At 43.6% G+C, this 12,764-nt stretch carries 9 protein-coding genes and 1 pseudogene; 8 read left to right on the top strand and 2 right to left on the bottom strand.

Annotation, left to right across the window (positions count from 1 at the left end; genetic code table 11):
* Positions 1-140 precede the first annotated feature (140 nt).
* Entirely contained in the window at positions 141-1,547 is a 1,407-nt protein-coding gene (gene mgtE, locus PMG25_RS04135) for a magnesium transporter (protein WP_283765644.1), read from the top strand.
* Between the two features lie 66 nt (positions 1,548-1,613).
* On the opposite strand, the gene rpiA is transcribed toward mgtE, so the two are convergent.
* A complete protein-coding gene (gene rpiA, locus PMG25_RS04130; RefSeq protein ID WP_283765643.1) occupies positions 1,614-2,321 on the bottom strand; it encodes a ribose-5-phosphate isomerase RpiA in 708 nt (235 codons plus the stop codon).
* A 119-nt stretch (positions 2,322-2,440) separates the two neighbouring features.
* On the opposite strand from rpiA, the gene PMG25_RS04125 reads away from it, so the two are divergent.
* From PMG25_RS04125 to glgB, 6 genes are all read left to right on the top strand, one after another.
* Positions 2,441-2,563, top strand: coding sequence for a hypothetical protein (locus tag PMG25_RS04125; protein WP_283765642.1), 123 nt, complete (start codon positions 2,441-2,443; stop codon positions 2,561-2,563).
* 36 nt (positions 2,564-2,599) lie between these two features.
* Positions 2,600-4,048 carry a response regulator gene (locus tag PMG25_RS04120; RefSeq protein ID WP_283765641.1) on the top strand — a complete coding sequence of 483 codons (1,449 nt, stop codon included), beginning with the start codon at positions 2,600-2,602 and terminating at the stop codon, positions 4,046-4,048.
* Positions 4,041-4,460: a response regulator gene (locus PMG25_RS04115; RefSeq protein ID WP_283765640.1), complete on the top strand. Its 420-nt coding sequence runs from the start codon at positions 4,041-4,043 to the stop codon at positions 4,458-4,460. The genes PMG25_RS04120 and PMG25_RS04115 overlap by 8 nt, the downstream gene beginning before the upstream one ends.
* A gap of 55 nt (positions 4,461-4,515) precedes the next feature.
* Positions 4,516-6,315 carry an adenylate/guanylate cyclase domain-containing protein gene (locus tag PMG25_RS04110; protein WP_283765639.1) on the top strand — a complete coding sequence of 600 codons (1,800 nt, stop codon included), beginning with the start codon at positions 4,516-4,518 and terminating at the stop codon, positions 6,313-6,315.
* Between the two features lie 2 nt (positions 6,316-6,317).
* Positions 6,318-6,980 (top strand): glutathione S-transferase, encoded by a 663-nt coding sequence (locus PMG25_RS04105; RefSeq protein WP_283765638.1) that lies wholly within the window; start codon positions 6,318-6,320, stop codon positions 6,978-6,980.
* Positions 6,981-7,204: 224 nt separating this feature from the next.
* Positions 7,205-9,544 (top strand): 1,4-alpha-glucan branching enzyme, encoded by a 2,340-nt coding sequence (glgB, locus tag PMG25_RS04100; RefSeq protein ID WP_283765637.1) that lies wholly within the window; start codon positions 7,205-7,207, stop codon positions 9,542-9,544.
* A gap of 104 nt (positions 9,545-9,648) precedes the next feature.
* Here the strand turns inward: glgB and PMG25_RS24380 are convergent.
* Positions 9,649-10,339: pseudogene (locus PMG25_RS24380) on the bottom strand (Uma2 family endonuclease).
* Positions 10,340-10,768: 429 nt separating this feature from the next.
* Here PMG25_RS24380 and PMG25_RS04085 point away from each other — a divergent pair.
* Entirely contained in the window at positions 10,769-12,616 is a 1,848-nt protein-coding gene (locus PMG25_RS04085; protein ID WP_283765634.1) for a hypothetical protein, read from the top strand.
* Positions 12,617-12,764 lie beyond the last annotated feature (148 nt).

Raw genomic sequence — 12,764 nt, 5'->3', positions numbered from 1 at the left:
AGGCAATAGGCAATAGGCAATAGGCAATAGGCAATAGGCAATAGGCAATAGGCACTCCTCCCCATCTCCCCATTCCTATAAATCCGGGACAAGACCCACTACACTAGATCCAGCCATCGACTCAGTTTAGGAGGCCTGCCGTGACTGAAGAAACAACCACCTCCCTACCCTCTCGTCGTGAGTTACGAGAATTGGTGCGTCAACAACTGCAAGTCCTCCTGGAAGCCCAAGATTATCAGGGGGCTAAAGCCATTTTAGTGCCCGTACAACCGGCGGATATAGCCGAAGCCATTGAAGGATTACCAGAGGCGATGCAGGCGATCGCCTTTCGTTTACTCTCGAAAGCTGAGGCGATCGATGTCTACGAAAATCTCGACTCTTCCGTACAACAGTCTCTCTTAGAAAAATTTCAGCGCCAAGAAGTGATCGATATCGTCGATAAAATGTCTCCCGATGACCGAGCGAGGCTGTTTGACGAACTTCCCGCCAAAATTGTCAGACGGGTACTCGATCATATGAGTCCCTCAGAACGGGCGACGACCAACTTACTTCTGGGATATGAACCAGATAGTGCGGGTCGGATCATGACCCCAGAATATCTAGCCTTGAAGGAGAACTATACGGTTAGCGAGAGTATTGAACGCATTCGCAACTTATCCCATGTCAGCGAAACGGTCTTTTATTTGTATGTCACCGATAGCGCTCGTCGTCTGACGGGAATTGTCTCTCTACGGGATCTGATCATCGCCCAACCCAATCAAAAAATTGCTGATGTGATGACCAGCGAAACGGTATTTGTCCATACCAATACGGATCAAGAAGAAGTCGCCCGACTGATCCAGCGCTATGATTTTTTGGCGGTTCCAGTCGTAGACCGAGAAGAACGGTTAGTGGGGATCATTACCGTTGATGATGTAATTGACATTCTGGAACAAGAAGCGACCGAAGATATTTATGCCTTTGGGGGGGTTCAGTCCGATGGCGATAATTATTTCCAGATGAGTTTGTGGAGGGTCGCCCAACGACGGGTGATGTGGCTGCTGATTTTACTGGGAACCAATGCCGTCACTGGGTTTATTATTCAATCGCAAGAAGAATTAATTGTGAGATATGCCGTCCTGTCCGCGTTTATTCCCCTGCTCACCGGAACCGGGGGGAATGTGGGATCGCAGTCCTCAACGGTAGTAATTCGCGGGCTAAATACGGATGAATTTCGCTCTCTAGGCGTGCCTCAAGTTGTATTCCGGGAGGGGATTGCTGGCTCTATGTTAGGGGCAACTTTGGGCATTTTAGCTACCCTAGGGGCATTGTTTTTGCTCAAGGTTAACCTCGCCGTTGCGATCGCGGTGGGCATATCCCTGTTAGGCATTTCGATTTTAGCCTCTGTTGCCGGTTCCGGATTACCGTTTTTGTTTCGCTCCTTGGGCCTCGATCCGGCTCTCATGTCTGCGCCCTTTATTACGACTGCGGTGGATGTTTTAGGCGTGCTAATTTATTTTAATATTGCCCGATTTATATTGAATTTGGGGTCTGAGGGAGTTCTTTGACTTATGGAATGGGGGAATGGGGAGGATGACCCATTACCCATTACCCATTACCAGCGCGTAGCGCTCTTAGAATTCCCGTACTGACGGTTGACCGTCTTTGACCTCTCCGACTAGGATCAGGTCAGCCACACCAACAAACAGCCCATTTTCTAGGACTCCAGGAATATTGTTAATGGTTTTTTCCAGTTCAACCGGGTTATCAATGGAGTCAAACTTAACATCAATAACCATATTGCCTTGGTCGGTGATCACCGGCCCTGCTTTTTTGACCCCCATCCGCAGTTGGGGTTTACCGCCGAGTTTTTCTAAGGCTTTCATCACCGTAGTCATAGCCATAGGCATCGCTTCTACGGGTAGGAGAAACGTAGATCCCAGGCGATCGACCAGCTTACCGGAGTCTACCACCACAATAAACTGGTCGGCCAAGCTATCGACAATTTTTTCACGAGTATGGGCAGCACCTCCGCCTTTAATCAAGTTTTTGTTAGGATCGACCTCATCAGCACCATCAATGGCCAAATCCATATGGTCAATCACATCTAGGGTAGTTAAGGGGATACCATATTGTCTAGCCAGAACTTCTGCTTGAAAGGAGGTGGGAATACCAACGATATTTTCAATTTCGCCCGATTTCAGGCGATCGCCGATATATTCAATCGCATAAGCGGTGGTTGATCCGGTTCCTAAACCAACAATCATCCCCGATTTTACCTTGGATGCTGCTGCTTTACCCACCTCTTGTTTCATCAGTTTTACTGGATCGGTTGTGGTCATAGGTTCAAGTGTATTTCTGGATTAGACATTTTTACGATTACCTATGGCTCTACAATGGGGTCAAGCCTAGGTACTGTTTAGTCTACTATCTGGGGGTCACGCTTTGTGCATTAGATTGTATGGTGATAGAGAAGCAAGAGGCCTTCCCGAAGGTATGGCGAAGCCGATCGCGGCGATCGCTCACCCTCCTTCAACTCTCTGGGTCGGGTCACCAGCACTTCTGGTATAACTTCAATCCTTAAACTTTAATTTTTATTTGACTCTCCCTACTTAAAATCATGACTACTCAGCACCTTTCACCCCCTAAACCCGATATTTTAGTCGTTGACGATACCCCCGAAAACCTCCGACTTTTAGTAAAAATTTTGCGCGAAAACGCTTATAAAGTCCGCCCTGTTCCTAACGGAAATTTAGCCCTGTCTGCCATTGAAGCCAGTCCCCCAGATTTAATTTTACTCGATATCATGATGCCAGGAATTAATGGTTATGAACTCTGTGAAAAGCTCAAAAGCAATCCCAAAACCCAATCTATCCCCATCGTTTTCATCACCGCCATGAATGAAGTCTTCGATAAAGTCAAAGGATTTCATTTAGGAGCAGTTGATTATATTACCAAGCCCTTTGAAATTGATGAAGTTTTAGTCCGCGTCAAAACCCATTTAGACAACAACTTCTTGCAAACTCAGCTTCAAGAAAAAAATCAAGAGCTTGAATTCACCTTAGAACAACTAAAATTAACCCAATCTCAGTTAATTCAATCCGAGAAAATGGCCGCCCTAGGGCAACTTATTGCTGGAGTTGCCCATGAAATCAATACCCCTCTAGGAGCCATTCGTGCTTCTGTCGATAACTTAACTGATTTTTTTCATCGCACCCTTGAAGAATTTCCTGAATTCTTTGAAACAATCACAGAAGAGCAGAAAAAATTCTTCTACAAACTCAGCAATCAAATCGACCAATCCAATGAGCATATATCGAGTCGAGAAAAACGGAAATATCGCAGAGCCTTAGTGCGCCAACTCGAAGATAATGAAGTTGAACAAGCAGACGCGATCGCTGATACTTTAGTAGATATTGGAATTTATAACCAAATCGACAATATCATTCCCGAATTAGCCAAACCAGAAAACACTAAAGTTCTGAATATGGCTTATCAAATTTCCAGTATTCAGAAAAGCGTGAAAACCGTTTCTACAGCCACAAGTCAAGCCGCAAAAGTTGTGTTTGCGCTCAAATGTTATGCCAGACATGATTTACAGAATAACAAAGAATTGACCAAGATTACTTCAGGTCTAGAAACCGTGCTTACTTTGTATCAAAATAAATTCAAAAAAGGAGTTGATGTTCTTAGAAACTACCAAGACACCCCCCCCATCTGGTGTTATCCGGATGAACTTAATCAGGTGTGGACTAACTTAATTCACAATGCATTACAAGCGATGAATTATGAAGGAACCTTAAAGATTGATGTCGTTCTAAAAAGCGACCATATTCAGGTAAAAATCACAGATACCGGCTCAGGAATATCACCGGAAGTTCGACCTCGTATATTTGATGCATTTTTTACCACAAAAGCCCCTGGCGAAGGAAGCGGATTAGGGTTAGATATAGTCAAAAAAATAATTGATAAACATGAAGGCAAAATTGAAGTAAACTCGGTTCCTGGAAATACTGAATTTATCATTTCATTACCCTTATCAAATCAGGAGGTTGATTCCCATGCCTAAACCTATTATTTTATGTGTGGATGATGAAAGTGTTGTCCTAAATAGTCTCAAAATTCAACTCAAAAATGCTTTTTTTGACAATTATCTTTATGAACTGGCAGAAAGTGCTGATGAAGCTTGGGAAATTATTGAAGAACTCCAAGAGAATGATGATAATTTAATTGTCATTGTATCGGATTGGCTGATGCCCGGTGTAAAAGGAGATGAATTTTTAATTCATGTTCATCAAAAGTTCCCCAAAGCTATTAAGGTCATGTTGACCGGACAAGCAGATAAGTCAGCCATTGAACGGGCGCAAAAATATGCCAACCTTTATGAATCTATCGCTAAACCTTGGAATCAGGATAAACTAATCGAAACCATAAAATCAGGACTCCAGCAAGTTCAGATGTATCCCCAAGATCAAGTTTAGCTTTATCTGCAAATGCCAACTTACTTTTACTTGATTTTTTCGACTCAAATTCCTTATGAATAAACCGGTAATTCTATGTGTCGATGACGAGCATTTTATTTTAGACAGTCTCAAGAGAATGTTGAGGCGAGAGTTTGGCAAATCTTATCAGGTAGAGTTGGCAGAAAGTGGGGGTAGCGCTTTAGATATTATTCAGAAGTGTTTAGAAGAAAATAATGAAGTAGTCTTAGTTATATCAGATTACATGATGCCCAGAATGAAAGGGGATGAACTGCTGCAAAAAATTCATGAAATTTGTCCTAAAACGATTAAAATAATGCTAACGGGACAAGCCGATATTGAAGGAATGAGAAATGTAGTCAATTATGCCAATTTATATCGCTATTTGACCAAGCCTTGGCAAATTGAAGATTTGCGATTAACCATTCGAGAAGCTCTCAATAGCTACGCCCAAGAGCAAATGTTAATCGATACTAATGTCCGCTTACAACAAGCGAATACGGACTTGGAAAAGCTGAACCAAGAACAGGCTTATTTGATTGAATCTTTGAAGCAAGCAGAAGATAAATATCGTCGGATCTTTGAAAGTGCTTTAGAAGGCATTTTTCAATCGACTCCTGATGGTAAATATGTGAGCGCAAATCCCGCATTAGCCAGAATTTATGGTTATAATTCTCCACAGGATTTAATTGATAGTATTACTAATATAGAAGAAGAACTGTATGTGGATCTAGAACGACGAAAAGAATTTCTAGAGTTGATGCAAGAAAACCATGAAGTTGCTGGGTTTGAGTCTCAGGTCTATCGTAAGGATGGTACAATTATTTGGATTTCCGAGAATGCTCGTAGTGTTCACGATCAAGAGGGTAATCTTCTCTATTATCAAGGGTTTATTGAAGAAATTACTGAGCGCAAATCAGCAGAAGCCGAGCGTCAACAGTTTATTGAAGATATGTTTGAGGTGAATACCAACCTAGAAATTGCCTTAAGTGACTTGGAAAACGCCTTAAATTTAGAGGTAGAACTCAAAAATGCTTATGGGCGATTTGTTCCTCAAGAATTTATTCAGCTTTTACATAAAGAAAGTATCTTAGATGTTGACATTGGCAACCATGTGCAGCAAGAAATGTCAATTTTATTTTCTGATATTCGTGATTTCACTAGCTTGTCAGAAGCCATGAGTCCAGAAGATAATTTTAAGTTTATTAATGCTTATTTGTCTCGGATGGAACTGCCGATTGTAGAGAACCATGGGTTTATTGACAAATATATTGGAGATGCCATAATGGCCATCTTTAATGGTAGTGCTGATGATGCCGTGCAAGCAGCAATTACTATGCTTGAGGAACTGCACAGTTATAATGAAACACGGGGTCGTCCAGGACGGCCAAAACTGAATATTGGCATTGGGATTAATACGGGTTTAATGATGATTGGAACCGTCGGGGGGAAAAATAGAATGGATAGCACCGTCATTAGTGATGCGGTGAATTTAGCATCCCGGTTAGAGGGGTTAACTAAAAATTATAAGGTTCCTTTACTGATTTCTGAACATACCTTTTTACGGTTGCACCATGACAGTCGTTATCAAATCCGTATTATTGATAAAGTAAGAGTGAAAGGAAAATCGGAACGGGTTTCTGTATTTGAAGTCTTCAATGCCGATCCAGAACCGATCCGGAGGGCTAAAATGGAAACCAAAACTATATTTGAACAGGGATTAACCTTTTACTACTTGCAATCCTTTCACCAAGCGATTTCCTATTTTGAAGAATGTATCCGGATTTGCCCAGAGGATAAGGTGGCCCAAATTTACTTTAACCAAGTGGTTGAATATCTGTACGGAAAAGAATAAACATGCGTCTACTGCAATTTAGTACCTCTCATTACTGTCGTAAGGCTCGCTTGATTTTGGGCTATAAAAAAATTGCCTATGAAGTGGAGAACTTAACGCCTGGGATTCATATTCTGCGAGTGAAACCCTTAACTGGGGGGCAAACGGTTCCGGTACTGCTATCGGAGGATGGAGCAATTGGTGATTCGACCGAAATTTGGCAGTATTTGGAAAAAGAGTATCCTGAGCCGAGTCTGATTTTAGGCGATCGCCACCAACAACAGCAAGCCGAACTCCTCGAAGACTGGCTCGACGAAAGCCTAGGAGTCGCCACCCGCTTCATTTACTATCATTATCGCTCTGGAGAAGGAAAAGCGATCGACCCCTCCTGGTTTAGCCAAGCCGTGATTCAAATCGTTAAAACCCAATACAACATTAATCCCCGTGCCGTTACCCTCGCCACCCAACGCCTAGAAGTCGGACTCAAAATCTTAGGTGACACCTGGCAACATCAACCCTATCTGATCGGAGGACAAATCAGCATCGCCGATATTGCTGCTGCCGCTCTATTGAGTCCCCTAGCGCTCATTCCCCACTACAGAACCCAATATCCCTGGCTATTTGAAAGAATACAGGAAATTCATCAACACTGTGGAGAAGCCCTACCTCCAGGCTTAGGGGGATAGGGGGAGTACCTATTACTCCATATTGCCTATTGGCGTGACCTCCTTTAAAGGTAATGTGATACAGTCCCCAGGATCGTTCCCCATGTTCAATCCCCAAATTTGTTCCTATTGGCATAGGATTTATGGTCAAATATCAAATATAAACAAAATGTAATCATCCTGACCCAGTTGGGGACACCCACCAAAGCCAATCAAATTTCTTAAACTTAAGGAAGGATAATTAAATGTCAATGACCATTGCCACCGACCAAATCGATCGCATTGTATGGAACCAACATCATGACCCCTTTGAAGTTCTTGGCCCCCACAAAATAGAGAATAACGGTAAATCAACCTGGGTTGTGCGAGCCTATCAACCCAACGCCGAAGCTGTATCGGTGGTACTCCCGGAACAACGCCAAGAATACCCCATGCAGTCGGTACACAACCCTCACTTCTTCGAGTGCAGCATTGACATTCCTGAACTAAGTAACTACCAACTGCGCGTCAAAGAAGGCGAACACGAGCGCATCATTTACGACCCCTACGCCTTCAGGTCTCCCAAACTCACCGAATTTGACATTCACCTGTTTGCCGAAGGGAACCATCACCGCATCTACGAAAAACTCGGCGCTCACCTAATGACCGTTGATGGCGTAAAAGGGGTTTATTTTGCCGTCTGGGCCCCCAATGCTCGCAACGTCTCCGTCCTGGGAACCTTCAACAACTGGGATGGCCGTCAGCACCAAATGCGCCGCACGGGTAACGGAGTGTGGGAACTCTTCATTCCTGACCTGGGTGTAAACACACTCTACAAATACGAAATTAAAAATCCAGCCGGACATATCTACGAAAAATCAGACCCCTATGGGTTCCAACAAGAAGTGCGGCCCAAAACCAGCTCTATTGTCACCGACCTGGATGACTACACTTGGAATGATAGGGACTGGATGGAAGAAAGACGCAATACCGACCCCCTAACCAAACCCATCTCGGTCTATGAACTCCATTTAGGCTCATGGCTTCATGCGTCTTCAGAAGAACCGGCTAAACTGCCGAATGGCGAAACTGAACCGGTAGTCATTACCTCGGAACTCAACCCCGGTGGTCGCTTCCTCACCTATCGCGAACTGGCCCATAAACTGGTTCCCTATGTTAAGGAACTCGGTTTTACCCATATTGAATTGCTTCCTATTGCTGAACATCCCTTTGATGGCAGTTGGGGTTACCAAGTGACGGGTTATTATGCAGCGACTTCCCGGTTTGGAACCCCCCAAGATTTGATGTACTTTGTCGATCAATGTCACCAAAATGGGATTGGGGTTTTAGTAGACTGGGTTCCCGGACACTTTCCTAAAGATGGTCATGGTTTGGCGTTCTTTGATGGAACCCATCTCTATGAACATGCTGACCCTCGGAAAGGGGAACATAAGGAATGGGGAACCTTAGTGTTTAACTATGGCCGTAATGAAGTCCGCAACTTTTTGGTGGCGAATGCTTTATTCTGGTATGACAAATTCCACATTGATGGAATGCGGGTGGATGCGGTTGCGTCTATGCTCTATCTGAATTATCTGCGGAAAGATGGGGAATGGGTGGCTAACCAATATGGAGGTCATGAACATATTGAAGCGGCTGATTTCTTGCGTCAGGTGAATCATTGCTTGTTTAGTTATTTCCCTGGAACGATTTCGGTGGCGGAAGAATCGACTTCTTGGCCGATGGTTTCTTGGCCAACGTATGTGGGCGGTTTGGGCTTCAATTTGAAGTGGAATATGGGCTGGATGCATGATATGTTGGACTACTTCAGCCTTGATCCTTGGTTCCGCCAATTCCATCAAAATAATGTGACGTTCAGCATTATGTATCACTATAGTGAGAATTTTATGCTGGCGCTCTCCCATGATGAGGTGGTGCATTGTAAGAGTAGCATTATTGGTAAGATGCCTGGGCCAACGGATGATCCGACCCATTGGCAAAAGTTTGCTAGTGTGCGGGCTTTGTTTAGTTATATGTATGCTCATCCCGGTAAGAAAACTTTGTTTATGGGGATGGAGTTTGGGCAGTGGAGTGAGTGGAATGCTTGGAGCGATCTAGAGTGGCAATTGTTGCAGTATGAACCCCATCAAAAGCTGAAGAAGTTTATGTGCAATATTAATGCTCTGTATCGGAGCGAACCGGCGCTCTATACTCAGGATTTTGGCCAAGAGGGATTTTCTTGGATTGATTGTAATGATAATAACCATAGTGTGGTGTCCTTTATCCGTCGGGATAAGGAGAGCGATGACTTTTTGGTGATTGTGTGTAACTTTACGCCCCAACCTCATTCCCATTATCGGATTGGGGTTCCTGAACCGGGATTCTATACGGAGTTGTTTAATAGCGATTCCTATGAATACGGGGGTAGCAATATGGGGAATTTGGGGGGTAAATGGACGGATGAGTGGTGGTTCCATAATTATCCCCATTCGATTGAGTTGTGTTTGCCTCCGTTAGGGGTATTGTATTTGAAGCTGGATCGCAAGAAGACTGAGGCTGCGTTTAATGTGGATGCGGTTGAGGTGGAGGAGGCTGAAGCCGTGTAAATGCTAATGTTTTCTCTAATTAATAGGTAAAATTTTACCTAGTTAAAGGCTCGGTTACCCTGATTTAGGGAACCGAGTTTTTTCTGGGAGTTGCTGTTGGGCAACTATAATAGAGTATCGGGATCGATATTTAATTGTCGGAGTTTCTCCCGTAGCTGTTGTAACTCAGATTCGGCGCGAAGGCATCTTTCCTCTGGAGTCAGATAGCGTTTTCCCTCTTCATCGTACCAATAGAGCCATTCTCTCTCTATCCCTTGATACGTCCCTCGCTCTCTACCTATACCTAAATTGAGTTCCGGTAACCACACGGGTTCCCCCGATAATAATTGATATGCACCTCCCTTGAGTTGATGCACTTCTAATCTGGGTTGTTGTGTCCGCAGGGGATTATAAATGACAGAGTAGGGAACTCCCAGTTGTGCATATTGTTGTTTTTTCTGGCTATATTCTCCTCTTCTCGTTTGCGAAACTACTTCTAACACTAAAGTGGGAACTTGTTGCTCTTCCCAAAGAACATAGGATAAGCGCAAACCTTCACCCATAATTCTAGGTAATTCTAGGGACACCGATACTCAAAAAACCATCGGGGACAATGGCTGGTTGATTAGGATCGGTGTAAATTCCCATATCCACGCCAAAAAACCAATCCATGCGCTCCGCCCAAATGGAAGCCAGCATCGCTTTGAGGAGAGTGGGAATTAGATCTTGCAGTTCGTTATCCACAGGAGTCTCATCTGAGTCAGGTAAATCTTGTGCTGAGGGGTAGTAATCTCTGGGGTGGTATTCGAGTTGCATAGGTTGAGGAGGAGTTTTTCTTTACTTTATCACAGGGCTTCTGGGAGATGTACAGCCGGAAAGACTACACCAAATGCTACCATATGACACTAAACGCTACTTTTTGCTACTTTTAGAACAAAAGTTTAAGGTATTTTGCTGATTTTTTTAGATTTTTTTAACCTAAATATGACTGACCTTTGGTACAATCATGGCTAAGTTTCTGGGGACTGAGGATTGAGAACAGTCTATCGATACCAATTTTAATGAATCCTAGACCCGTCGCCCTCATCCCCCTGCCCCCTTCTCCCGCAGGAGAAGGGGGAAAGTCCCTCTCCCGTGGGAGAGGGATTTAGGGAGAGGGACTTTCCAGTTAGTATCTTATGTAAAAATCACTAAAAATGAATGGATTGTTTGCAAAATTAGTCAACTTTTTTTGAGGAAAAAATAATGCGTCACCTGCGTTGGTTGATTTTAGGAATCGTCAGTTTTTTGGGCTTAATTTTAGTCCATGGAAGTTGGATTAATCGCCTTCTTGCTGTTGTATTGTGCGGTCTTTTGGGGGCGGACTCTGGCTTGTGTATTGCCACAGCAGCCAAGGTTTCTGGTAGGAGTGTGGCTGCCACTTCTGGGGTGGTGAGTCAACCAGTAGATCGAGATTTATGGGAGGGGTTGTCGAATCAAATCGCTCAGGCAACTCCGCCGACTGGTTATACAATTTGGACGTTAGAGTTTCCTGAATATCGAGTGCCTAATTCTGGGGGTCGGTGTTCAATTCAGGGAGATGAGGAAGTTAATTTAATTCGATCGGGGAATCAACTCAGTGGTGTTATTCGTCCATCAGCGAGTCAAGACCCGACAGCTTCAATCACCGGTACGATTAGAAGCAGAGGAGAGCGGGTTGAACTGACGATTTATCCCTTAACAGAAGAAGGATTTATACAGGAATTTGAAGGCACGGTGAACAGAAATAATCCTGAAGAATATTCCGGAACAGTGACACCGATGGGCCGGTGTACGGGGAGTCGAGAAGGAGACTTTACTCTAACTTTAGATGAGGTTATTCCAGAGGATGATATTACGAAGAAAAACCTGGAATTTGCTTTCTCTAAGGTGAATGTTCTTTCTTCCCAACTGGTGGAACTATATCTGGAAAGTCTTGGAGGAGAAGGCTGTCAGTTTATTACCACCATTCGCAAGGATGGAGACCGGGTATATCAGGAGTCAATGCGCTTTGTTTCTGCCAGTCGTGAAGCTTGCGGCTTACCTTCTTTTGAAGTTCAGTATGACCCTGAAGGTAATGGGATGACGATTAATAGTACCTCAGTTAACACGGGAAACCTTGAGCAGTTTACTGTTAGTAACAGAGGTGGATATGCACTAGGCACTTATATAGGAGATTATCAAACCGGCTCGATACGTTTTCCTAGTCCTAGTGCTACATCACTACCCGATCGTTCTCGGCGACGACCCAACAGCTATAATCAATTTGCTTTGGCTAGAATTTGTGAGTTTGGTCAAGGATTATGTAATCTCCTGGGAGCACTTTCTGATGCAGTTGGTGCTTGGAGTCTAGGAATTTTGGGCTTAAAATTTGCAGGGGCAGTTGTACCAGCTCTCGGTGCTGCGGTTACAACAGCAGGTTTTGTGGCATCTTCTGGTGTAATTTTAGCAGCGTTTTCTACCAGTTTCATAGTCGATGCCACTTGTTGGTTAATGTTTGGCGAGCCAGGATCTCCACCACCTATACCGTTTGCTGATAAATTATTTAAATTCCTTGATGATGACATAGCTGAGGGTATTGCAGAATATACTTTTGATTTGGCTATTTCTGATGCAAAAGAGCAAAATGAGCTACTTCGTACAACACTTCGGGAGGCATTAGGATTAGATGTGTGTGATGAACCACTTAATAGTGAATTGTTTGAAGCTACTTTGAGTCGTTCTCAAATTCCCTATCAGTCTTCAGCAATCCTGACTGTTAACTATGTAGTACCAGAGAATGATGCTTGGAGACTTGAGATTACCGGCAGTCAACTTAGAGGGTTGGGATATTATAGGGTTGACATTCCACCTAGTCGCAGGAGAAGAGGAACATACCGCTTTGAAATTACCAATAGTGGCTATGCACTCGGTAATGGTGAATGTGATACACGTCGTGGAGGGTTCTTAGGGGTAGCTTTAACTAGTACAAGTAGGTCACAAATAGATTATGAGCAAATACGACCTATTGATTTAACTGGTAATCTAAATAGTGGATTCCGACCATGCTCTGCAACAGTTGATCTAGTCAATTAGAAAATCAAGTATTGAATACTTCTTTGACTAGCTCCTGAAAAACTTAACCTGGGTTGGTTATCTAGCAAAGAAGCTAACCCAGGAAACACTGGCAAAAACGCCAATTGCAATCAAGTGATATTGCTACTTAATCTATTGCTTTTACCCT

The organism is Roseofilum capinflatum BLCC-M114 (assembly GCF_030068505.1).
In the GTDB taxonomy this organism is placed as follows: Bacteria; Cyanobacteriota; Cyanobacteriia; order Cyanobacteriales; family Desertifilaceae; genus Roseofilum; species Roseofilum capinflatum.
The sequence above is the reverse complement of the archived record's forward strand: the minus strand, read 5'-3'. Positions and strand labels throughout refer to the sequence as shown.

What these genes read in the sequence shown, in the direction of transcription:
- rpiA (WP_283765643.1), bottom strand. Translation starts at nt 2,321, where the DNA reads ATGACCACAACCGATCCAGTAAAACTGATGAAACAAGAGGTGGGTAAA.
- PMG25_RS04125 (WP_283765642.1), top strand. Translation starts at nt 2,441, where the DNA reads ATGGTGATAGAGAAGCAAGAGGCCTTCCCGAAGGTATGGCGAAGCCGA.
- PMG25_RS04120 (WP_283765641.1), top strand. Translation starts at nt 2,600, where the DNA reads ATGACTACTCAGCACCTTTCACCCCCTAAACCCGATATTTTAGTCGTT.
- PMG25_RS04115 (WP_283765640.1), top strand. Translation starts at nt 4,041, where the DNA reads ATGCCTAAACCTATTATTTTATGTGTGGATGATGAAAGTGTTGTCCTA.
- PMG25_RS04110 (WP_283765639.1), top strand. Translation starts at nt 4,516, where the DNA reads ATGAATAAACCGGTAATTCTATGTGTCGATGACGAGCATTTTATTTTA.
- PMG25_RS04105 (WP_283765638.1), top strand. Translation starts at nt 6,318, where the DNA reads ATGCGTCTACTGCAATTTAGTACCTCTCATTACTGTCGTAAGGCTCGC.
- glgB (WP_283765637.1), top strand. Translation starts at nt 7,205, where the DNA reads ATGTCAATGACCATTGCCACCGACCAAATCGATCGCATTGTATGGAAC.
- PMG25_RS04085 (WP_283765634.1), top strand. Translation starts at nt 10,769, where the DNA reads ATGCGTCACCTGCGTTGGTTGATTTTAGGAATCGTCAGTTTTTTGGGC.